Source organism: Micromonospora sp. M71_S20 (assembly GCF_003664255.1).
Lineage (GTDB): Bacteria > Actinomycetota > Actinomycetes > Mycobacteriales > Micromonosporaceae > Micromonospora.
This window is the reverse complement of the sequence record NZ_RCCV01000001.1, coordinates 3438901-3460666: the sequence shown is the minus strand read 5'-3', so window position 1 is coordinate 3460666 and position 21766 is coordinate 3438901. Positions and strand designations below refer to the sequence as shown.

Annotated in this window: 24 protein-coding genes; 10 read left to right on the top strand and 14 right to left on the bottom strand. The window is 74.5% G+C overall.

Annotation, left to right across the window (positions count from 1 at the left end):
* Positions 1 to 92: 92 nt before the first annotated feature.
* On the bottom strand, positions 93 to 503 hold the full coding sequence (locus DER29_RS14840; RefSeq protein ID WP_121397873.1) for a DUF2267 domain-containing protein: 411 nt from the start codon (positions 501 to 503) through the stop codon (positions 93 to 95).
* A gap of 154 nt (positions 504 to 657) precedes the next feature.
* Here DER29_RS14840 and DER29_RS14835 point away from each other — a divergent pair, with 154 nt between their 5' ends.
* Positions 658 to 927, top strand: a complete 270-nt coding sequence (locus DER29_RS14835; RefSeq protein ID WP_121397872.1) for a DUF2795 domain-containing protein — start codon at positions 658 to 660, stop codon at positions 925 to 927.
* A 92-nt stretch (positions 928 to 1019) separates the two neighbouring features.
* A complete protein-coding gene (locus tag DER29_RS14830) occupies positions 1020 to 1673 on the top strand; it encodes a DUF1345 domain-containing protein (protein ID WP_199729297.1) in 654 nt (217 codons plus the stop codon).
* A gap of 264 nt (positions 1674 to 1937) precedes the next feature.
* On the opposite strand, the gene DER29_RS14825 is transcribed toward DER29_RS14830, so the two are convergent.
* The 4 genes from DER29_RS14825 to DER29_RS14805 all read right to left on the bottom strand — a co-directional run bounded on the left by DER29_RS14825 (position 1938) and on the right by DER29_RS14805 (position 5999).
* Positions 1938 to 2603 carry a hypothetical protein gene (locus DER29_RS14825; protein WP_121397871.1) on the bottom strand — a complete coding sequence of 222 codons (666 nt, stop codon included), beginning with the start codon at positions 2601 to 2603 and terminating at the stop codon, positions 1938 to 1940.
* Between the two features lie 42 nt (positions 2604 to 2645).
* Positions 2646 to 3617: a pirin family protein gene (locus tag DER29_RS14820; RefSeq protein WP_121397870.1), complete on the bottom strand. Its 972-nt coding sequence runs from the start codon at positions 3615 to 3617 to the stop codon at positions 2646 to 2648.
* A 257-nt stretch (positions 3618 to 3874) separates the two neighbouring features.
* The gene (locus DER29_RS14815; protein WP_121397869.1) at positions 3875 to 4465 is read right to left on the bottom strand and encodes a hypothetical protein; all 591 of its coding nucleotides are present in this window, start codon (positions 4463 to 4465) and stop codon (positions 3875 to 3877) included.
* 727 nt (positions 4466 to 5192) lie between these two features.
* Positions 5193 to 5999 (bottom strand): DedA family protein, encoded by an 807-nt coding sequence (locus DER29_RS14805; RefSeq protein ID WP_121397868.1) that lies wholly within the window; start codon positions 5997 to 5999, stop codon positions 5193 to 5195.
* Between the two features lie 488 nt (positions 6000 to 6487).
* Between DER29_RS14805 and DER29_RS14800 the strand changes: the two genes are divergently transcribed.
* Positions 6488 to 7315, top strand: a complete 828-nt coding sequence (locus DER29_RS14800; protein WP_121397867.1) for an MOSC domain-containing protein — start codon at positions 6488 to 6490, stop codon at positions 7313 to 7315.
* A gap of 6 nt (positions 7316 to 7321) precedes the next feature.
* On the opposite strand, the gene DER29_RS14795 is transcribed toward DER29_RS14800, so the two are convergent.
* The 6 genes from DER29_RS14795 to DER29_RS14770 all read right to left on the bottom strand — a co-directional run bounded on the left by DER29_RS14795 (position 7322) and on the right by DER29_RS14770 (position 12628).
* Positions 7322 to 8884 carry a serine/threonine-protein kinase gene (locus DER29_RS14795; protein ID WP_121397866.1) on the bottom strand — a complete coding sequence of 521 codons (1563 nt, stop codon included), beginning with the start codon at positions 8882 to 8884 and terminating at the stop codon, positions 7322 to 7324.
* 102 nt (positions 8885 to 8986) lie between these two features.
* Positions 8987 to 9190: a hypothetical protein gene (locus tag DER29_RS14790; RefSeq protein ID WP_121397865.1), complete on the bottom strand. Its 204-nt coding sequence runs from the start codon at positions 9188 to 9190 to the stop codon at positions 8987 to 8989.
* A 2-nt stretch (positions 9191 to 9192) separates the two neighbouring features.
* A complete protein-coding gene (locus DER29_RS14785) occupies positions 9193 to 10248 on the bottom strand; it encodes a LacI family DNA-binding transcriptional regulator (RefSeq protein WP_121397864.1) in 1056 nt (351 codons plus the stop codon).
* Between the two features lie 135 nt (positions 10249 to 10383).
* The gene (locus tag DER29_RS14780) at positions 10384 to 11232 is read right to left on the bottom strand and encodes an SAM-dependent methyltransferase (RefSeq protein WP_121397863.1); all 849 of its coding nucleotides are present in this window, start codon (positions 11230 to 11232) and stop codon (positions 10384 to 10386) included.
* A gap of 107 nt (positions 11233 to 11339) precedes the next feature.
* A complete protein-coding gene (locus DER29_RS14775) occupies positions 11340 to 12221 on the bottom strand; it encodes a helix-turn-helix transcriptional regulator (protein WP_121399227.1) in 882 nt (293 codons plus the stop codon).
* Between the two features lie 167 nt (positions 12222 to 12388).
* Entirely contained in the window at positions 12389 to 12628 is a 240-nt protein-coding gene (locus DER29_RS14770) for a DUF397 domain-containing protein (RefSeq protein WP_121397862.1), read from the bottom strand.
* 264 nt (positions 12629 to 12892) lie between these two features.
* Here DER29_RS14770 and DER29_RS14765 point away from each other — a divergent pair, with 264 nt between their 5' ends.
* Entirely contained in the window at positions 12893 to 13543 is a 651-nt protein-coding gene (locus tag DER29_RS14765) for a GGDEF domain-containing protein (RefSeq protein WP_121399225.1), read from the top strand.
* A gap of 118 nt (positions 13544 to 13661) precedes the next feature.
* Positions 13662 to 14312, top strand: coding sequence for a flavodoxin family protein (locus DER29_RS14760; protein ID WP_121399224.1), 651 nt, complete (start codon positions 13662 to 13664; stop codon positions 14310 to 14312).
* A gap of 3 nt (positions 14313 to 14315) precedes the next feature.
* Here the strand turns inward: DER29_RS14760 and DER29_RS14755 are convergent, their stop codons facing one another.
* Positions 14316 to 14798, bottom strand: a complete 483-nt coding sequence (locus DER29_RS14755; RefSeq protein WP_121397861.1) for a type II toxin-antitoxin system PemK/MazF family toxin — start codon at positions 14796 to 14798, stop codon at positions 14316 to 14318.
* Positions 14799 to 14886: 88 nt separating this feature from the next.
* Here DER29_RS14755 and DER29_RS14750 point away from each other — a divergent pair, with 88 nt between their 5' ends.
* The 5 genes from DER29_RS14750 to prfH all read left to right on the top strand — a co-directional run bounded on the left by DER29_RS14750 (position 14887) and on the right by prfH (position 19300).
* Positions 14887 to 15489, top strand: a complete 603-nt coding sequence (locus DER29_RS14750) for a DUF4291 domain-containing protein (RefSeq protein WP_121397860.1) — start codon at positions 14887 to 14889, stop codon at positions 15487 to 15489.
* On the top strand, positions 15486 to 16169 hold the full coding sequence (locus DER29_RS14745) for a hypothetical protein (RefSeq protein WP_148710054.1): 684 nt from the start codon (positions 15486 to 15488) through the stop codon (positions 16167 to 16169). The genes DER29_RS14750 and DER29_RS14745 overlap by 4 nt, the downstream gene beginning before the upstream one ends.
* A gap of 96 nt (positions 16170 to 16265) precedes the next feature.
* Entirely contained in the window at positions 16266 to 17219 is a 954-nt protein-coding gene (gene blaOXA / locus DER29_RS14740) for a class D beta-lactamase (protein WP_121397858.1), read from the top strand.
* A 213-nt stretch (positions 17220 to 17432) separates the two neighbouring features.
* Entirely contained in the window at positions 17433 to 18608 is a 1176-nt protein-coding gene (locus tag DER29_RS14735; RefSeq protein ID WP_121397857.1) for an RNA ligase RtcB family protein, read from the top strand.
* Positions 18605 to 19300 (top strand): peptide chain release factor H, encoded by a 696-nt coding sequence (gene prfH, locus DER29_RS14730; RefSeq protein WP_121397856.1) that lies wholly within the window; start codon positions 18605 to 18607, stop codon positions 19298 to 19300. The genes DER29_RS14735 and prfH overlap by 4 nt, the downstream gene beginning before the upstream one ends.
* Before the next feature lie 109 nt (positions 19301 to 19409).
* Here the strand turns inward: prfH and DER29_RS14725 are convergent, their stop codons facing one another.
* Both DER29_RS14725 and DER29_RS14720 read right to left on the bottom strand, forming a co-directional pair.
* Complete coding sequence (locus DER29_RS14725; RefSeq protein ID WP_121397855.1) at positions 19410 to 19988, bottom strand: AAA family ATPase; 579 nt, start codon at positions 19986 to 19988, stop codon at positions 19410 to 19412.
* Between the two features lie 139 nt (positions 19989 to 20127).
* Positions 20128 to 21765, bottom strand: a complete 1638-nt coding sequence (locus DER29_RS14720; protein ID WP_121397854.1) for a BCCT family transporter — start codon at positions 21763 to 21765, stop codon at positions 20128 to 20130.
* Position 21766: the final 1 nt, after the last annotated feature.

The following is a 21766-nucleotide window of genomic DNA, read 5'->3' as shown; positions in this document are numbered from 1 at the left end:
ACCACGGGCGGCGCGTGCGGGCGGTGCCGCTACCGTCCGGTTCCCACCGCGGCTTGGTCTTCACGACCGGCACCGCCGGGCGGGCGGCGCGGTCAGGAACGGCGCAGGGTCGCGCCCGGCGCCATCGCGGGCTCGACCATGTCCCGGAAGTCGCGCGGGAGCTGAACCACCACGTCGTCGAACTCGCCGCCGCTGATCGCCTCGCGCAGGGTGACGAAGACCGCCCGGGCGGCGTCGCGCGCCGCGGGCTCGGTCACGCCGGCCCGCACGGCGACGCGGGCGACGAACTCGGCCGCGCCGAACCGCTCCGCCGACTCGGTGCGCGGGCTCGGCTTCAGCACGAGCTGCAACGGCCTGGGTAGCTGCGCGGCCAGGTCCAGCACCTCCCCACCGGTCAGCCGCTCGGCGAGGGTCTCCAGCGTCGCCCGGGTCAGCGCCACCGCCTGCTCCGAGGAGGTACGGGTGCGCTGGGCGACCTGGTCGACGAAGGTGTCGTAGTTCATCCGGGCTCCTTGGGGCTGCGTCGGGGCCTGCGCGTACCCGCCGACGCGGCCGGGAAACGACGGGGATTTCCGCGCGGGACGGCGCGTGACGGCCCGCCGGGCGGGTAACCGCCGCCGGTCGTGACCGGATCGATGCCCCGGAGGAGCCGACACCATGGCGAGTTACGCCGACGTGCTGCAGTACCTGTCGAGCCTGGACTACCCGGCCGAGAAGGACGACGTGGTACGCGAGGCCGAACGGGAGGGCGCCCCGCCGGACGTACTGCGGGCGTTGCGGGCCCTGCCGCCGGTCGACTACGCCAACGGCAACGAGGTGGCCCGCTCCGCGGGCATCGAGGCGGCCCCCGAGGTCGGCCCCGCGCAGCGGGCGGCGCAGGCCCGGGAGCGGCACCAGCGCGTGTCGCAACACCTGCGCGGCATCTGAGCCTTGCCGTCGCGGGCCAGCAGCGCGCCCGGCCCGGGCGTTCCCGGGCCGGAGCGTGGCGCCCGCGCCGGGCGGGCCCGCGCCGGTGACGGGTGACGACGCGCGGGCCGGTCGGGCACACCCCGGCCGCGGTCCAGCTCACCGTGATGGGCGCGATCGGCCTGCTGGTCGGCGGGCTCACCGCGCTGGCCGCCACGCCGGCGCTGGCGCCGCTGGCCGGCTGGGACGCCGCGGCGCTGAGCTGGCTGGTGCTGGTCTGGCACAAGCTGTGGCCGATGGACGCGCGGCGGACGGCCCGACTGGCGGTGTACGAGGACCCGAACCGGGCGGCGCGTGACGCGCTGCTGCTCGCCGCCTGCCTGGCCAGCCTGCTGGCCGTCGGCGTCGTGTTGACCAGCGCGCACGGGGGGCCCGCCACGGCCGCCCGCAACGTCTACGGCGGGCTGGGCGTGCTGAGCGTGCTGCTGTCCTGGCTGGTGGTGCACACCGTGTTCGCCGCCCGGTACGCGCGGATCTACTACACCGGGCCGGACGGTGGGATCGACTTCAACCAGTCGGAGCCGCCCCGCTACTCGGACTTCGCCTACGTGGCGTTCACCGTCGGGACGACCTTCCAGGTCTCCGACACGTCACTGACCAGCAACGAGATGCGCCGGACGGCACTGCGACACTCGATGGTGTCGTACCTGTTCGGGGCGTTCGTCATCGCGGTCACGGTGAACCTGCTGGCCGGCCTGGCGAGATGAGCCGGCGCCCGGGTGCGGTGCGGTGCGGTGCGGTGGGCCCGGCGCCCGGCGGAGTGCCGGACAGGCGGGCGCCCCCGTCGCGAACCGCGACCGGGGCGCCACACAGAACCTGTCCGGTGGCCGGTCGGGCCCGAACCGGGCCGCGACCACCAGGCTGTCGATGTACGCCCGAACCGGGCGGGCATCAGTGCCGCGACCATCATACGATGGAACATCACCCGTTCGGACGATTACGAAGGAAGTGTGGGCCAGCCCACCACGGCGTCAGGCGGTCAACTCCGCGTAGCGCTTCTCCAGGTCGACCCGGGCCAGCGCCCCGACCAGCCAGGCCAGGCGCTCGGACTCCCCGCTGCCGGCCAGGCCCGCCAGGTCGTCGGCGGAGCGGCCCAGCCCCAGCCGGCGGGCCGCGACGAGCGCCCTCCGGTCGGCCACCGGCGCCACCTCCCGCCACAGTGCCTGGGCCTCGCGCAGGAACAGGTCGACCACCGCGGCGTCGACCCCGGGCAGCTCGGTGAGCAGTTCCCGCTCCCGGGCCGGGTCGTGGTGGGCCACCGTACGCAGCCGGCGCAGGTCGCCCCGGTAGCGCTCCACTACGGCGCGGGCCAGGTCGCCGAGCGTGTCGGCGAGCGCGTCGACGTCGCCGCGTTGGCCGCTGTCGCGCAGCACGCGTACCCGGTCGCCGTGCAGGGACCGGGCCAGCCGGGCGGCGCTGTCCCAGCCCGCGGCGGGCAGGGCGTGCGCGCTGTCCACGGCCCGCCGGAAGTCGCCCCGGCGGGCCAGCAGCACGGCGAGGCAGAGCACCTGGAACAGGCTCGACGGGTTGTTGACGACCCGGAAGCCGTACTGCTCGGCGAAGCCGCGCCCACTGCCGGCGAGCCGGCGTACCAGGCGTTTCCTGTCCTCGACGTGGGAAATGGCTGTGGTCGGCATGCCGGCGACTACCCGCGCCGCGCCCGGCCACGCCTGCCTGCCTCAGCCGTGCAGCCCGCCGCTGCGGTCGCGCGCCTTGAGGCGGGTGGTCGGCAGTGCCGGGGCGGGCAACGGCGGGGCGGGATCGTCGGCGACGACGCCAAAACGCCGCCCGGCCATCCAGTCCTCCCGCGCGGCGGCCACCTCCTCGTGCGAGCGGCCCACGAAGTTCCACCACATCACCAGCGGCTCCTCGAACGGGGCCCCGCCGAGCAGCAGCAGCCGGCTCCCCGGCACGCCCGTCAGGGCGAGCCGCTCCCGGCCGGCGCCGAGGTAGAGCAGCGCCCCGGGGGCGAAGCGCACCCCGTCGACCTCGGCGGCGCCGGACATGGCCAGCAGCCCGTACTCGAAGTCTGGCCGCAGCGGCAGCGTGGCCGGCGCGGGCCCGTGCAGCTCCACCTGCGCGCCGAGCAGCGGGGTGTACGTCAGGGCCGGTGACCGCTCGCCCGCGAGCTCGCCGACCAGCAGGGTGACGTCCAGTTCACCGTCGCGCCAGCGCGGCAGGTCGGCGTGGTGGGCGAAGTCGGCGGCCCCGGCGCGGGCCGGGTCCGGCAGCGCGACCCAGAGCTGCATGCCGTGCATCAGTGGCGGATGCCGCTCGGGCGACCGCTCGGAGTGCGCGATCCCGTGCCCCGAGGTCATCACGTTGAGCTGGCCCGGGCGGATCGGCTGCACGTTGCCCAGGCTGTCCCGGTGCAGGATCTCCCCGTCGAGCAGCCAGGTCACGGTCTGCAGGCCGGTGTGCGGATGCGGCGGCACCTCCATGCCGGGCCGCTCGGCCACGTCGTCCGGACCGAAGTGGTCCACGAAGCACCAGGCGCCGACCATTCGCCGCTGCCGCTGCGGGAGCAGCCGACGAACGGTCGTGTAGCGGCCCAGCGGCACGTCGTGGCCCGGCAGCAGGACGCTGCCGGGATCGGCGGTGGCCACGCCGGGTGGTCGGGTCTCCGCGGGCATCTTCTCGGTGCGCTCCACCGCCCGACTGTACGCCCGGGCAGGACCCGAACCCGTCGGTCGCCCCACCGCTCAGCCAACTGCGGCGCCGGCTCCGTCCGTCGCCGCCTGGCCATGCATTCGCTGGGCCGTGCATTCGCTGGGCCCTGCGTCCGCTGGTCCGTGCATTCGCTGGGCCCTGCGTTCGCTGGGCCGGTGCGGCGACGCCGGGACTCCGGACATGCGGCTGGCCGGCACCCCGGGGTGGGGTGCCGGCCAGCGGCGTTCATGTCTTGCTGTCAGCTGTTCCAGTGCTCGGCGACGAGGTCGGCGGCCTGCTGCTCCCACTGGGCGTAGTGGTCGGGGTACGCCGACACCTGCACCGTCTGCGCCGCCTCGGTCAGCGGCATGTCCTGCCAGCCGTCGACCTGCTTGAGGCCCTTGAGGAACGCCGTCGTCGAGTACTCGGGGTCGGTGATCTGCTCGACGGTGCCCCACCCGCTGGAGGGGCGCTGCTGGAACAGGCCCTGCGAGTCGTGGTCGTTGCGGTCACCCAGGTGACCCAGGTTCTCCAGCTTCGACTCCTGCAGCGCGGTCGCGATCGAGACCACGGCGGCGCGCTCGTTCATGCCGGCCTTCTTCGTCGCGGCGATGATGGCCTTGACGTTGGCGACCTGCTCGTCGGACAGGTCGATACGCGACTGCGCACCCTGCACACCATGCGGCACCAGCACGCCCATGTCCGGCTTGTCCACCGCCACGGCAGTGATCGGGGCCGCCGACTGCACCACGGCGGCGCCGTCACTGTGGTTCAGCGGACCGGCAGCCAGACCACCGGCAAACGCCAGACCCGCAACACCAAGAACGCTCTTACGCAGGATCGTGTTCATCGAAGATGCTCCATTCGGGGGTTGGCACCCACACCGAGGGGGATCGGCTACGCGGATGCATGCAAGCACCGTCCGGCGCCCATGAACTTCAAGAGGGAAACTCCAGCACGAACTGGAGGGATCTCCGGCGTCACACCGAAGGAAGATCAGATCGGCCCTACCGGCCACTGTCCGAGCCGTAGAGGCCGGCACCGGGGCTGTCTCGCGGGGGCGGGGGTTGCCCTCACGTCGGCCGGACCATGTGTAACGACCGCCGGCCCGCCATCATTCCGGGGCCCCGGCCCACCATCCCATCGGGCGGCGTGGCCTTGCCTTGCTCGGTCGTACGCAGGGTGTAACGACCCCACCCCCGCCACGATTCCGCCCCCACGATGCCCCCGATCACACCCCGAAACCGGACAACCGCCTCATTGCGCCATCCCAGGGCGATCGACCACCGACACCCCCACCGAACGACAACCCCGAACCCGGACAACCGGCGCACCGGATCCGCCCGCACGTCCCAGATCTTGGTAGGTAAACGCCCCTCAAAGGGCCCCTACCTACCAAGATCTCCCGAACACCCGAACACCCGAACACCCGAACACCCGAGCACCCGGGCACCCAGACAGACGGGCAGGCAGGCGGGCGCCGATCATGCAGTTGTGGAGTTCCGCATAAGGCGCAATTCAGGGCACGACGCCCACCACAACTGCATGATCGCCCCGACGAGCGGCGTGCTACCGGCTCAGTGGGACAGGTCGCGGTCGGGCGCCTGGCCGTCCGAGTACGCGCTGCGGTAGATCGTGCCCCGCCCCGTCGGGTCCGGCGCGTAGGGCAGCGGGGCGGGGTCGACGGGCGGGACGGGTTCGACGTCCGCCGCCGCGCCGCGCCGGGCCCGGATGATCCGGGAGACCACGAACCAGCCGGCGGCCGCCACGCAGGCGACGATGACCACCTTCTGGAGCACGCCGGCGTACCCCTCGACCAGGTGCCAGTTGTCGCCGAGCAGGTAGCCGGCCATCACGAAGGTGGTGTTCCAGATCAGGCTGCCGAGCGTCGTGTAGACCGCGAAGGTCAGCACCGGCATCCGCTCCACGCCGGCCGGGATGGAGATCAGGCTACGGAAGATGGGGATCATCCGGCCGAAGAAGACGGCCTTCACCCCGTGCCGCAGGAACCACTCCTCCGTGCGGTCCACGTCGCTGAGCTTGACCAGCGGCAGCCGCTGCGCGATCGCGCGGATCCGTTCCCGGCCCAGCGCGGCGCCGATCCAATACAGGGCGAGGGCGCCGATCAGCGAGCCGAGGGTGGTCCAGAAGATCGCGCTGACCACGCTCATCCGGCCCTGACCGGCGACGAAACCGGCCAGCGGCAGGATCACCTCGCTGGGGATCGGCGGGAAGAGATTCTCCAGTGCCACGGCCAGACCCGCGCCGGGGCCGCCGAGCCGCTCGACCAGGCCGATGACGAAGCCGACCAGTCCGTCCTCGGGCGGCGCGGCCTCCCCGGTGGTGGAGCCGGAGGCGAGCAGGGCGTGCGCGGTACGAATCATGGCTCACACGCTACGAACCGATCCTGGGAGCCCGCCAAGGGGCCGGCCCTTGCGTCCCGCGGACGGTCCACAGCGGCGGGAGGCGGCAGACCACAGGGGCCGTCCGGGTCCGGCGGGCCGCCCGCGTGGCGACCTCGTCGGGCGATCCGACGGTACGCGACGCTCCCGCCGCACGACCCACCGACACACGACAGCCCCGCCGCACGACCCACCGACACACGACGACCCCGCCGCACGACCCACCGACACACGACAGCCCCGCCGCACGACCCACCGACACACGACGACCCCGCCGCACGACCCGGCGGCACGCGGTGGGCCTCGTCGGACGGCCCGGCGCCGGCCGCGCCGTCGGCGAGGTGAGGTGCGCTCGTCGGGGCGGTCCGGATCGGGGGTTCGCACTAGGGTGGCCCCGTGACGACGCGCACCACGATCGCCGACGCGGCCCCGATCCGGGTTGCGGCGCCCCGCACCGGGACGGCGGCACGATGACCGGCCGGCTGGCGCAGCTGTGGCGGTACCCGGTGAAGTCGATGCTGGGTGAGCGGCTGCCCGCCGCCGACGTCGGCCCGGCGGGCGTGGCGGGCGACCGGCGGCTGGCCCTGCGGCACCGGGACACCGGACGGGTGGCCAGCGCGAAGCATCCCCGGCTCTGGCGCGACCTGCTCACGCTCCGCGCGGCCGGCGCCGCACCCGACCCGGTACGGATCACGCTGCCCGACGGGCGGTCGCTGTCCAGCGTGGACGCCGACGTCGACGACGTGCTGTCCCGGGTGCTCGACGTCCCGGTGACGCTGATCGACCGGCCGCCCGCCGGGGCGGTCCTGGACCGGGCCGACCCGGACGCGGTGCTGGCGGCCGGTCTCGCCGCCGAGGTGCCGGTCGACGCCAACCCGCTCGGGGCGGCGGCACCGGGCACCTTCTTCGACTTCGCCCCGGTGCACCTGGTCACGGCGGCCACCCTGGCCCGGGTGGCCGCCGAGCTTCCAGGCGGCGCCGTCGAGGCGGTCCGCTACCGGCCCAACCTCGTGCTCGACGTCGACGTGGACGGCTTCGCCGAGAACGACTGGGTCGGCCGCGAGCTGCGGATCGGCCCCGAGCTGGTGCTGCGGGTGATCGCCCCCACCCCGCGGTGCGCGGTGCCGACCCTGGCGCACGGGTCGCTCCCCCGGCAGATCGAGGCGTTGCGCGTCCCGGCCCGCCTCAACCGGGTCGCGCCGCTGCCGCAGCTCGGTCCGCAGCCGTGCGTGGGCGCGTACGCGCAGGTGGTGCGAGGTGGACGGGTGGAACAGGGGTCCGTGGTCGAGGTCGGCTGAGCCGGTTCAGTCGTCGTCCTCGCCGTCGTCCTGCGACGGCGTGGCGACCCGGTCGAGCAGGGCGTCGAGTCGGGCCGCCGTGTCGGGCGGGATCTGTCCCTCCTCGGCCGCCTCGGCGAGGCGCTCCCGCAGCTGCTCGACCCGCTTGGCCCGGTCCTTCTGCTTGCCCCGGCTCAGGTCCGCGAGCTTGTCCCGTAGCCCCTCGACAGTCTTGCGGTCGATCTCGCCGCGGGCCTGCGCCCAGGCGAGCACCGCGGCGAACTCGGCGACGAACTGCGGCAGGCCGACCGGCTCGGGCCGCGCGGTCACCGGCGGCGGGGCGGAGGTCCTGGTCGGCGTCGGCGTCGGCCTGGACGAGGTCGGTTTGGCGGCCGGTGCGCCGGTGGCGGGGGCCGCCGCCGGGGGCGGGCTTCCGCCGTCGCCGAGGACGAGCGCCCCGACGAGCCCGACGAGCAGCGCGACGCCGACGGCGACCAGCGCGGTGCCGGGCCTGTTGCGCGTCGCCCCCGCGCCGCCGGCCGGGGCGGGACGGCCGGGGCGGGCGACCACGGGATGGCGCCCGCCCGGCGGGGCGGGGTACGGCACCCCCGCGCGGCCGGTGCCGGTGGGATTCGGGGACGGCGGTGAGCGGTCGATCAGGGTCGGCGGGTGCTCGGCGCTTGCCGACGAAGGGGAAGTCGCAGACGATGCGCCGGCGGACACGGTCGGCAGGACGGCCGTGGTCGGGTGGGCCGGCGCCTGTGGGCCGAAGCGGGCGGCGAGCTGGGCCGCGCTCGGCCGCCGCGCCGGATCGGTGGCGAGGCAGGCCAGGGTCAACTCGGCGATGTCGGGCGGCAGCCCGGGGACCCGCGGGGGCGGCACCGGTGGGTGCCCGGCGTGCACCTCCAGCGCGTCCTCCCAGGTCTGCACGGGCAGCGGGGCCCGGCCGGTGAGGGTGCGGTAGAGCAGCGCACCGAGGGCGTAGACGTCGCTGGCCGGGTTCGGCGGCCCGGGCCGCATCCGCTCCGGGGCGAAGTACGCGGGTGTGCCCATCAGCAGCTCGCCGGTCTGCCCCGCCCGCGGGTGGTGCGGCCCCGCGAGCGCGGCGATGCCGAAGTCGAGCACCTTGGCGCCGGTCTCGGTGAGCATGACGTTGCCGGGCTTGACGTCGCGGTGCACCACGCCGATGCGGTGGGCGGCGGCGAGCGCCGCTGCGATCTGGCCGGCCATCCGGACCGCCTCCGGCCAGGGCAGCGGCCCGGCGGCGAGCCGGTCGGCGAGGCTGCGCCCCTCCACCAGCTCCATCACCAGGTACGGCACGACGATGCCGCCGTCCAGGGCCGCCTCGCCGTAGTCGTACACCTGGGTGACGTGCGGGTGGGTCAGCCGCGCGGCGGCGCGGGCCTCGCGCTGGATGGTGGCCCGCAGTTGCGGGTCGGTGGCGAACTCCCGGGTGAGGGCCTTGACGGCGACGGGCCGGTGCAGCACCTCGTCGTCGGCGCGCCACACCTCGGACATCCCGCCGAGGCCGATGCGCTCGCGCAGGACGTAACGGTCGTGCAACCGCAGGGTGGGCGAGAACGGCGACATAGCCGTTCAGTCTGCCCTGCCGCCGGGGTCGGCCACCAGCGTGGTGCCCGGTCGCGGGCCGGTCGTCGCGGTTCGGGCGGCGACGACCGGCCCGTACCGACGTCAGGAGCAGCGCGGCGCGGCGGCGACCGGCGGCGGCTGGATGCGGTCGGCGAGCCGGCGCAGGACGCCGGCGGCGGCCAGCCGGGTGGGGGCGAGTCGCGCGACGCGGGGCCGCTCCGGGCGGACGGGGGCGTCCGGCCGGGCGGAGTTGACGTGTCGGGTCACCGCGTCGACGGCGAGGACGAAGCCGGTGGGCTGTTCCATGGTCAGCTCCCTGGGACGGGTCCGGTGGAGGACCGGACGACGAGTGCGGTGGGTAGCAGGACGTGGCCGGCCGCCGGGTCGGCGGGCGGGTCGAGCAGGAGCCGGGCGGCGATGCGCCCCTTCTCCTCGGCTGGTTGCCGCACGGTGGTCAGGCCGGCGGTGGCGGCCTCGGCGATGTCGTCGAAGCCGGTGACCGACACGGGCGGCCGGCCGGCCTCGACGAGCGCGTCGAGGACGCCGAGGGCGAGCACGTCCGCGCAGGCCAGTACCGCCGTGGGCGGTTCGGGGGCGGCGAGGGCGGCGGCGACGGCCGTGGCGCCCGCCGACCGGCTGTTGTCGGTGGCGGCGAGCACGGTCAGCTCGGACCAGGCGACCCCGACCTCGGCGAAGGCGTCGGCGAACCCGGCCAGCCGCGCCCGGGTCGTCGGGTGGGCGACGTCGGCCACGTCGGCGAGGCGCAGTTCGCCCGGGGCCGCGCCGGGGCGCACGGCGTCGCCGAGCAGGGCGACCCGCCGGTGCCCGAGCCCCGCCACGTGGGCGGCGACGGCCCGGGCGGCGGCCCGCTCGTCGATGCCGACGTAGCGGTCGTCGGGGCCGGCGTCGTCGCGGGGGGCGGTCGTGACGACGGGCAGGCCGCGCTCTCGGAGCACGTCGACGACCCAGCCCTCGTCGCCGACGCAGTAGACGCAGAAGCCGTCGACGGCGGCGTTCTCCACCGCCCGCCGCGCTGCCGGCTCGTCGGCCGGCAGCGGCACGAGCAGCAGGCTGGTGCCGTGCCGCTCGGCCGCCTCGGCGACGCCGGCCAGGAAGCGGACCGCGAAGGGGTCGGTGAAGGCGTACGACAGCCGCGACTCGAAGAGCACTCCGATGGCGCCCACGTACCCGCGCCGCAGCGACCGGGCGGTGGGGTTGGGGCCGGGGTAGCCGAGCTGCCGTGCGGCGTCCAGGATCCGCTGGCGCAGGGCGGCGGAGAGCTGGTCGGGTCGGCTGTAGGCGTTGGAGACGGTGCTGCGGGACACGCCGACGGCGTCCGCGACGGCCTGCAGGGTCGGCTTCACCGCACCCCCTCTGTATCGATTCAGACTGGATCGATACAGAGACTAGGTCAAGGGGCCACCTCCGTCAACGCCGTCCGGTGGGCGCAACGAATCCACCCCGCCCGGTCGGCCGGACGGGGTGGTCGGAGTGGACGGTCAGCCCTTGCGGGCCACCCCGCCGTACATGCTGACCTCGGCCGCCGCCGGGCGGGGCTGCGGCGCGTCCTCGGCACGCCACTCGGCGACCGAGGTGACGCCGGGCTCCATCAGCTCCAGCCCGTCGAAGAACCGGGTGAACTCGGCCCGGGTGCGCAGGTTGATCAGGCCGTGCGGGCTGCCGCCCCGGGCCGCCGCCTTCGCCTCCTGCGCCACGTGCGGGGGCAGGTAGTCGTGGGTGGCGTGCGAGGCCGCCAGGTAGCTGCCCGGCGGCAGCGCGTCGAGCAGCCGCGTGACCACGGCGTACGGGTCGTCCTCGTCGCCGACGAAGTGCAGGATCGCGACCAGCATCAGGCCGACCGGCCGGGACAGGTCGATGGTGCGCAGCAGGTCGGGGTGGCGCAGGATCCGTTCCGGGTCGCGCAGGTCGGCGTCGATGTAGGCGGTGGCGCCCTCGGGCGAGCTGGTCAGCAGCGCCCGGGCGTGTGCGAGCACGATCGGGTCGTTGTCGACGTAGACCACCCGCGACTCGGGGGCGATCGCCTGCGCGACCTCGTGGGTGTTGTCGGCGGTCGGGATGCCGGTGCCGATGTCGAGGAACTGGCGGATGCCCGCCTCCCGGGCGAGGTGACGCACGGCCCGCTGGAGAAAACGGCGGTTCTCCAAGGCGGCGGTGCGGATGGTCGGGAAGGACGCCGCCACGATGTCGCCGGAGTCCCGGTCGGCCTGGAAGTTGTCCTTGCCACCGAGCCAGTAGTTGTACCGGCGGGCGGGGTGGGCCACCGAGGTGTCGATGCGGTCGCTCGGGTGGGCGGGGCCGGTCGTCGTACCCGGGGCATCGGTGGTCAAGGCAGCCTCCACGACTCTGCGCCACCCGCGACCGGGGGCGTCCGTCCACTGTCGCCGGTCGGCGACCATGCTAGCCGCACCGCCACCCGGGCGAGGCCCCGCGGTGGTCACCCCGGGTAGAGGTCGTCCAGGATCGCGCCGAGGATCTCCGGCGTACGCTCCGGCGGCTCGGCCTCCACGCAGAGGCGTTCCATCGCCACCGCGTAGTAGTCGAGGTCGTCGCGCTTGTCGAGGTAGAGCGCGCTGGTGAGCTGTTCGATGTAGACGATGTCGGGCAGCTCCCGGTCACCGAAGCGCAGGATGGTGAAGGCCCCGCCCGCGGCGGCGTGCCCACCGGCGGCGAACGGGATGACCTGGAGCCGGATGTTCGGCGACTTGGTGGCCTCGATCAACGCCGCCACCTGCTCACGCATCACCCGTGGGCCGCCCATCGGCCGGCGCAGCGCGGCCTCGTCCACCACCGCCCAGAGCTGCGGCGGGTTCTCGCGGTGCAGCAACCGCTGGCGCTGCATGCGCAACGCGACCCGACGCTCGATCTCCGCCGGGGCGGCCCGGCCGTGCCCGAGCAGCACCACCGCCCGGGCGTACTCCCGGGTCTGGAGCAGGCCGGGAACGAACTGAACCTCGTAGCTGCGGATGAGCGCGGCGGCCGCCTCCAGCCCGAGGTACGACTGGAACCAGTTCGGCAGCACGTCGCCGTAGCGGTGCCACCAGCCCGGGCTGTTGGCGTCGCGGGCGAGCTTGAGCAGCGCCTCCCGCTCCTCGGGCGCGGTGACGCCGTAGAGGGTGAGCAGGTCCGCGACGTCGCGCTCCTTGAAGCCGACCCGGCCCAGCTCCATCCGGCTGATCTTCGACTCGGAGGCGCGGATCTCCCAGCCGGCGCCCTCCCGGGTCACGCCGCTGGACTCGCGCAGCCGGCGCAACTGGGCGCCGAGCAACATGCGCAGCACGGTCGGGCCGGTCCCCGGACCGCCCTCGGCGGGACCCATCGTCACAGCCGACCTCCACATGCCGGTTCGTGCCGACCAGGTGCCCTCCCGCGGCCGACGTGTAAGCATGCCATGAACCGTGAGTGAGGTGAACTTCCTCGGTGCGGACAATTCGTCCCGGTCATCGGGACGCGCTCGGCGACGCGCTCGCCGCCGGCAGGCGAGCGTCAGGCGATCAGATTGTCGAAGTCCCCGTCGCGGGCGCCGAGCACGAAGGCGGCGATCTCGTCCACCGTGTAGATCAACGCCGGCCCCTCCGGGTGCCGGGAGTTGCGCAGTGCGATGCCGGCGCCGCCGGGCAGTTCGGCCAGCTCGACGCAGTTGCCGCTGGGATTGCTCCGGCGGCTCTTCTGCCAGGCGAGCGGGGGCAGCTGGTCGGTGGGAACGCCGTTCGGAGGCTGCTGCATGGACGTCTTTCTCTCGCGAGCCCCCCGTGACGCCGGGCAGCGGTGCCTGACAGAGGGGGCACGATATCGACGAAGGGGCTTCCTGCACGTGCATCTGCTATTGCATCTGCATCGGACAGCGAGCATGATAACGCACGTGAACAGTGCCCATCTGTTCACTCTGAGTTACCTGACCTGGGCTGCGACCAGGAAGGACGGGGCCCGATGCGCGGGCGCGGACCGCCGCGCGCGGGGGCCGGCGGCATCGTGCTGATGGGAGGTCTCGTGCCGGATCCGTTGACCATCGCGTCCGGCATCTGTGCCGCCGGGGCTCTCGTCACCTCCTGGCAGCTGCACCGCCGCGCGGTCCAGGCCGAGGTCGAGATCAGGCACCTCCAGGCCGAGCTCGCCGCCGAGCGGCACGCCGCCAGCCACGATCCCCTGACCGGCCTGCCCAACCGCCGCGCGTTCTACCGCCTGGCCGCCACGCTGCTCACCGACGCGGCCGGGCAGCCGCTGATCGCCGTGGTGCTCGATCTCGACGACTTCAAGCAGATCAACGACCGCTACGGTCACGCCGCCGGCGACCAGGTGCTGGTCAGCGTCGCCCAACGGCTCGCCGCGTTCGCCGGGGACAACCTGGTCGCCCGGCTCGGCGGCGACGAGTTCGCCGGGCTGCTGGCCAGCCCGACGATCGACCGGCGGTGGATCGAGCACGCCACCCGGCGGCTCTGCGACAGCCTTGCCGCGCCGATCCCGCTGGGTGGGCTGAGCGTCCGGGTGACCGCCTCCGTCGGGCTCGCCCCCGTCACCGGGCCGGGGCAGCTCACCGAGGCGCTCGACCGCGCCGACGCCGCGATGTACCGGGCCAAGAGCCTCGGAGTGGCCCGCCCGCCCCGGCAACTCGTCGACACCGCCCACCTGGCGGAGTGCTGAGCGCGCAAGCCGCGCCACCGGACCGCCGGTCGGGACACGACGCGTTTGGACGTGTCTCGCGCCGGTTGCCGGGTATGCCGGCATGGTCAGCGCCGCGCCGGCCGAGGGAGGAACCACCGTGGCGAGCATCCGGGCCCTGGTCCTGAACTGCACCCTCAAGCGCTCCCCCGCCCCGTCGAGCGCCGAGGTGCTCGGGCGCGAGGTGCTCGACGCCCTCGCCGAGCAGAGTGTGGCCGGCGACCTGATCCGGGTCGTCGACCACGACGTGCGCTTCGGCGTCTCCACCGACGAGGGCGACGGCGACGGCTGGCCGGTCATCCGGTCCCGGCTGATGGCCGCGCAGATCCTCGTCATCGCCACGCCGATCTGGCTCGGTCAGCCGTCCGCCGTGTGCAAGATGGTCCTCGAACGGCTCGACGCCGAGCTCTCCGAGACCGACGCCGAGGGCCGGCTGCTCACCTACGGCAAGGTGGGCGCAGTCGCGGTCGTCGGCAACGAGGACGGCGCGCACCACACCATCGGCGAGGTCCAGCAGGCCCTCAACGAGGTCGGTTTCACCTGCCCCGCGGCGGGCGCCACCTACTGGGTCGGCGAGGCGCTGCACAAGGTGGACTACATCGACGCCCGGCCCAAGCCCGACACCACGGGACGCACCACGAAGGCGCTGGCGCTCAACAGCGCACACCTGGCCCGGCTGCTGGCCGAGCAGCCGTACCCGCCGCCGGACGCCCACGGCGCCGGGATCGGGCCGAGCCGCGAGCCGGCCTGACGGTCAGCGCCAGCCGTAGCCGGCGCGCAGGGCCCGCCCCACCCGGTCGAAACGGGCCCGGTCCAACACCGCGCCCTCCCGGCGGATGCCGTCCTCCCGCATGGTCAGCACCCGGTCCAGCCGCACCCAGCTCGGCCGGTTGTCCCGGTCCCACTCGCCCGGGCCGAGCGCGAGCCAGTGCCGCTGCCCGTCGCGCTCGGCCTGGCTGGACAGCATCAGCCCGAACAACGTCCGGCTGTGCCGGCCCACCACCAGCACGGGGCGGTCCTTGCCCTGGCGCGGGTCGTCCTCGTACGGCACCCAGGTCCAGACGATCTCGCCCGGATCGGCGTGCCCGTCGAGCTCCGGGGCGTACGCCAGTTGCCGGCGCTGCAACGCGGCGACCTGGCGGGGGCGGGCGACCTGCGCCGGGCCCGGCCGGGGCCGGCGCGGCGACGGGATCACCCCGCCGATACGGGCCGCCACACTCCTGAGAAGACCTGCCACGACCGGCAGCCTATCCCCCGTCGGAGGCGCCGGCCCGGGCGGGACAATCCGGTGGACCGGGCCCGGACGATCGGTCAGGATCAGCGCCATGCCGGTCCCCGCCCACCAGGTTCGCGCCCGCTTCACCGCCGACACCGTGACCGTGTACCAGGCGTACCCGCCGGAGATCGCCCACCCGGCGCTGGCCGCCGGCCGCTTCGTCCCGCCGTTCAAACGGGAACGGATGACGTGGATCAAGCCGTCGTTCCGGTGGATGATGTACCGCTGCGGCTGGGGCGCGAAGCCCGGGCAGGAGCGGGTGCTGGCCGTCGAGATCACCCGCGCCGGCTTCGAGTGGGCGCTGACCAACTCCTGCCTGAGCGGCTTCGACCGCGCCCGCCACCCGGACCGGGAGGACTGGTCGCGACGGCTGCGGGCCAGCCCGGTGCGGGTGCAGTGGGACCCGGAACGGTCGCTGCGCCTGGCCCCGCTGCCGCACCGTTCCCTACAGGTGGGTCTCTCCGGCGAAGCGGTGCGCCGGTACGTCGAGGAGTGGCTGGTCGGTCTCAGCGACGTGACCCCGACCGCCCACGCGGTGCGCGCGGCGCTCGACGCCGGCGACGACGCCGCCGCCGGGGCGCTGCTGCCCCCGGAGCGCCCGTACCCGCTGCCGCCCGACGTGGCCGCCGTGATCGGCGCGTCCGCGCCGTGACCGGACCCCCTACCCCCGCCGGGCACCGGTCCGCCTCCGCCCGCCACGCGCCACGGCTCCAGCCGGTGCTCGAGGTGGGTCGCCTCGACGACTTCCCGCTCTGGCCGGTGGCCGACGTCGGGCCGTGGCTGGCGCTCTCCGAGGCCCTGACCTCCGCCGAGGTGGGCGCCGCCGTGGCGCGGATCGCGGCGTACAACCATCTCGACGACCGCACGGTGTGGCCCGGGGGCGACGATCCGCTGACCGCCGTGCTGCCGCTGGTGGCGGCCGGCCCGGAGCCCGGTTCCCTGCTGGTGCCCGGCGGCCTGCGCCTCACCGACCCGACGACGGGGGCACGGGTCGACCCGGGCTGCTGCAGTGACCTCAACGACTGGCGCGAGTGGTACGAGATCCCGGCGGGCCGCTCACCGAACCTGGGCCACGACCCCGACCCCTGGGTGGAGCGGCGCCCCGACGGCACGGTCCGGGTGTGGGCGGACGAGGAGGGCAGTTCCTGGGTGGACGTCCCCGTCGACGAGCTGACGGGGCTCGTCGACGGCGTCCGGACGAACCTGGCCGGGTTCCTGCGGGCACTGCGGAGCTGGGCCGACGACGTCGTTCCCGCCGGCGCGGACGAGCTGGTGGCGAACCTGGACCGGCACCTGCGGGTGTCGGAACCGGACGCCCCGGCGAGGCCCTGAGCCGACCGGCGGCGCGGGGCGGTCGGGCGACCGCCGTCCCCCCTGGCGCGTGCTTCACTGGGGTGTCGGTGCCGGCACGGACGGAGGCGGTGGCGGATGGTCTTCGAGACACGCACGCGGAGCCTGGCCGCGCCGCCGGCGGCGGTCGGCCCGGGCGCCCGCCCCCGGCGGCGGGTCGCGGGCGCCGCGGCCGCCGCCCTGGTCCTGCTGGCCGGCGCGACCGGTTGCACCGGCAGCGGGCGTTCGCAGCCGCCGCCGGCCGACGCCGCGTCCGCCACCGCCGCCACGGGCCCGTCGCCCACGCCGACCGCGCCGGCCGTCGAGGTCCGCGACGACCTGGCAGGCCTGTTCCGGCAGGCCGGCCTCCGGGGCACCTTCGTGATGTACGACGTGACCGCCGGACGCGTCGTCATGGTCGACCGGGAGCGGGCCGAGCGGCGCTTCGTCCCCGCCTCGACGTTCAAGATCGCGCACAGCCTGATCGCGCTCGAGACCGGCGTGGTGCGCGACGAGCGGGAGAAGGTGCCGTACGGCGGCGGCCCGCAGCGCGTCGCCGCCTGGGAGCGGGACATGGGGCTGCGCGACGCGGTCCGGGTCTCCAACGTGCCGGTGTTCCAGGAGCTGGCCCGCCGCATCGGGCCGGACCGGGAGCGGGAGTGGCTGCACCGGCTCGGCTACGGCAACGGCGAGGTCGGGCCGGCCGTGGACCGGTTCTGGTTGAACGGGCCGCTGGAGATCTCGGCCGACGAGCAGGCGCGGTGGCTGGCCCGGCTGGCCCGGGGCGAGCTGCCGGCCGACCGGGGGCATCAGGCCACCGTCCGGGACATCCTGCGCCTGGAGCGCACCGCCGGGTACGCCCTGTACGGCAAGACCGGCTGGACGGACGCCACCGACCCGGGCACGGGATGGTGGGTCGGCTGGGTCGAGCGCGGCGACCGGCTGTACTGCTTCGCGCTGAACGTGGACGTCCGCGCGGACGGCGACGCCGACAAGCGCCTGCCGCTGGGCCGGCAGCTGCTGCACCGCCTCGGCGCCCTACCCGCCCCCTGACCCACCGCGCGCCGCCGCGACGACCCGGGACCCTGGCGGGGCGTCGCACAGGTCGCCGGCGCGGGGGAAAGTCGGTTGCCGCAGGCGGCCGGCTCCGGAATGGTGTCGTCCATGACGTTCTGACGGGCAGCATCCCCATCGCCGAGGCGCGCGGCACCGACCGGTGTCGTGGTGCCGTCCGTCCATTCCCGTTTCCGCGAGAAGCGAGCGTCCTTGTCTCAGCACCAGTCCCTGCCGCAGTCCACCCCGGCCACCGTCACCGTCTTCGCCTCTCCCACGAGCTGGATCGAGTCCGAGGCCCTGACGCAGTGCCGGCAGGTGGCCGCCCTCCCCGGCATGATCCATGTCGCCGCCATGCCGGACCTGCACCCGGGCAAGGGTGCCCCCATCGGCGCCGCCATGGCGTCGACCGTGCTGTACCCGTTCCTGGTGGGCTCCGACATCGGCTGCGGCATCGCCGTGTTCCCCATCAGGCTCAAGCGTGCCGTGCCGGAGCGGCTCGCCGCCCGGTTCCCCGACCTCGACCGCCCGCTCGACCCCGAGCGGGACGCCGGCGACCCCGCCTGGGCCGTCGTGGCGGGCGACATCCCCGCCGGTCACGTCGACGGACTCGGGACGGTCGGTCGGGGCAACCACTTCGTCGAGCTGGCGCGCGTCGACACGGTCTTCGAGCCGGGGCACGCGAGTCGTCTCGGGCTCGACGCTGGCGATCTCGTGCTCGTCGTCCACACCGGCTCCCGGGGTCTGGGTGAGCGCATCCTGCGGGCGCACACCGAGGTCCACGGCGCGGGCGCCGCCCCTGATCCCGCCGCCTACCTGGCGGCGCACGACGACGCCGTACGGTGGGGCTCGCTCAACCGGCGGCTGCTGGCCGCCCGGGTCGCCCACGCCCTGGGGGCCGAGCCCACCGAGCCCGTCGTCGACCAGTGCCACAACCTGGTGGCGGTCCACGACGGGGTCTACCTGCACCGCAAGGGCGCGGCGCCGGGCGACGGCCGCGACGTGCTCGTCGCCGGCACCCGGGGCACCGCCTCCTACCTCGTGGCCGCCCACGCCGGTCCGGACGCCAACCACTCGGTGGCGCACGGCGCGGGCCGCAAGATGTCCCGCGCCGACGCCCTGCGGCGCAGCCGGGCCAAGCACACCGTCGAGGAACTGCGGCGCACCCCGGTGGGGTCGCTGGTGGTGTGCGGCGACCGCCAACTGCTCTTCGAGGAGGCGCCCACGGCCTACAAGCGCATCGAACGCGTGATCGCGGATCTCGTCGACCACGACCTGGCCACGCCCGTGGCCACCACGGTCCCCCTGGTCACCTACAAGACGCCCGACGCCGGCTCCACCACCCGATCCGACCGTCGCGACGACCGCCGCAAGCGGGGTCGGGCATGAGCCTGCACCTGCTCATGTCCGCCGGGCGCGGCCCGCAGGAGTGCGCCTGGGCGCTGGCCCGGCTGCTGCACCGCCTGGAAGCCGAGGCCGCCCGACAGGGCCTGACGACCCATCGGGTCCGGACCGTGCCCGGCGACCGGCCCGACACCTACCGGTCGGCCCTGATCCGGATCACCGGCGGCGGCGCCGAGGCGTTCGCCGCCGCGTGGACCGGCACCCTGTGCTGGCAGGCCTCCAGCCCCTACCGGGCGAGCACCGGCCGGAAGAACTGGTACGTCGTCGCCCGACCGTGCCAGCTCGACAGCCCGACGACGGCGTTCGCGGAGGCGGATGTCGACATCGTGGCCTGCCGTACCGGCGGCCCCGGCGGCCAGCACCGGAACAAGGCCAGCACGGCGGTACGGGCGACCCACCGCCCGTCGGGCATCGTCGTCGTGGTCGACACCGAACGGCAGTTCTGCCTCAACCGCCGCCTCGCCATCCAGTTGCTGCGGCAGCGGATCGCACACGACGACGAGGCCACTGAGCGCGCCGTCGTCACCGCCCGCTGGCGTATCCACGACGAACTCGTCCGCGGCGACCCCACCCGCGTCGAACGCCCGGAACCGCCGGGGCAGGAGGCAGGCCCGCCGCGGCGGACGCGCCGAGACCGGGGGCGCTCCCCCCGCCGCCGGGACGCGTCAGCCTCGTGACCGGCGGGACCCGGACGCCGCGCCCATGCCGACCAGCGCCACCGAAGCGATGCTGCCCGGCTCCTGCTCGTTCTGCCTGGATGGCCTGGAACGCGGCCGGATCCGCGCCCTAGCTGAGGCAGGCGAGGAGGGCCCGGTAGGCCTCGTCCACCCTGCCGTGCTCGCTGCGCACCACCCTGGTCCCGGGCCGGGCGGCGACGACCGCGAGCAGGCGGTCGTACATCGCCGCCAGCTCGGTGGTCCCGCCGTGCCGGTCGAGCATGCGCTGGGCGTCGAGATGCGCCGGATCCGTGGAGGTACGGCTGCGTTCGGCGAATCGCCGCAGCGCGTTCTCCTTGCCGTCGAGCAGGACGATCTCGTGGAACCGGGCGCCGGTGTCGTGCGCCACCCGCTCGGCCTGTTCGATGAACTCGGGACGGCCGAGGAACTGCGGGACGATCACGTCGTGGTGGCCGGCCAGGTGCGCCCGGGCCGCCGCCAGCGCGACGGCGCGCGCGAGCAGACCGGCGGGACCGGCATGGTCACGCCACTGCCCGATGAGGTCACGGATCCGGTCGATGTCGAGGTCGAGCGCGAGAGGGTGGTCCTCGACGTACCTGCGGGCCAGCGTCGACTTGCCGCACCCGGGTGGCCCGTTGAGCACGATCAGGCGCGGCGCCGACGCGGCAGCCGGCTGAGCCTGTGTCACGACACGCCTCCTCGGTCGGCCCGCGCCGCCGGGAGGCGCCGCCCGTACGGACGCCACGATGGTACGTCCGCCGGCCCGGAGCCCACGTGCGGCCCGGGCCGCCCCAGGTTCGGGGACGGCCCGGGCCGCACGCGCCGGCTCAGGAGGATTCGGGCTTCGTGGCGGCCGGTGGCGCGCCGGCGGTCACGAGGGCCCGCAGTTGCGGGGCCATCGTGGCGCTGTCGGGCTCGCGACGCAGCTCGCGGAGCAGCCCGACGACCATGCCGACCATCACGAACAGGAACGGCAGCGCGGCGAGGATGGTCAGCGACTGCAGGGCGGACAGCCCGCCGGCGAGCAGCAGCACCGCGGCCACCAGGCCGGTCAGGACGCCCCACATCGAGACCAGCCAGGCCTTCGGCTCCAGGTTGCCGCGCGAGGAGAGCGTGCCCATCACCACCGAGGCGGCGTCGGCGCCGCTGACGAAGAAGAGCGCCACCAGCACCATGACCAGGATCGCGGTGACGGTGAAGAACGGGAACTCCCGCAGGACCGCGAAGAGCGCCGCCTCCGGGCTCTCCTTCACCGCGGCCGACAGGTCCGTGCCGTTGAGTTGCAGGTTGATGGCGGTACCGCCGAACACCGAGAACCAGACGAAGCTGACGAGGCTCGGGATGGCCACCACACCGAGGACGAACTGGCGGATGGTGCGGCCCTTGGAGATGCGGGCGATGAAGGCGCCGACGAACGGGGTCCAGGAGATCCACCACGCCCAGTAGAAGATGGTCCAGCCCGCCATCCACTGCTCGCCGCCGAAGGCGCCGGTGCGGAAGCTCATCGGGATGAGGTCGTAGAGGTACCCGCCGGTCGACGCGGTGAGCGTGTTGAGGACGAAGACCGTCGGGCCCACCACGAGCAGGAAGAACATCAGCGCCACCGCGAGCACCATGTTGGTGTTCGACAGGAACTGGATGCCCCGCTTGACGCCCGTGACGGCGGAGACCACGAACGCCACGGTGAGCACCGCGATGATGCCGATCGCCAGTGGGGTGGACTTCGGCACGTCCCAGAGGTTCGTCAGGCCGCTGTTGATCTGCAGGGCGCCCAGACCGAGGGAGACGGCCGACCCGAACAGCGTCGCGAAGATCGCGAAGATGTCGATGGCCCGGCCGGGTCCACGGTCGGCGCGCTCCCCGATGAGCGGGAAGAAGGCGCTGCTGATCAGGCCGCGCCGCCCCTTGCGGAAGGTGAAGTAGGCCAGCGCGAGGCCCACCACGGCGTAGATCGCCCACGGGTGCAGCGCCCAGTGGAAGAAGGAGTACTCCATGGCCTCCCGCGCGGCCTGCGGTGAGTTCGGTTCGTTGAGGCCGCGCGGCGGGGTCGCCAGGTGCGACAGCGGCTCGGCGGCGCCCCAGAACATCAGGCCGATGCCCATGCCGGCGCTGAACATCATCGCCACCCAGGAGACGGTGGAGAACTCGGGTTCGTCGTCGTCGCGGCCGAGCTTGATCCGGCCGTACCGGCTGAGCGCCAACCAGGCCGACAGCACCACGAAGCCCGTGCTGGCCAGCACGAAGACCCAGCCGAACGACCGGACCACCCAGTCGAGCGCGGTGCCGGTGACCGAGGCGAGGTTGTCGGTGGCCAGGATGCCCCACGCGACGAAGAGGACGGTCACCGCGGCGGCGACGCCCAGCACCGTCCGGTCGATGCCCTGCGCGGGGCGGCCCGGTCGGGGTGGCGCGTCGCCCGGCGGGGTGTTGTCGTCGGTTGCCGGACCTGTCGCGGACACGGTCATG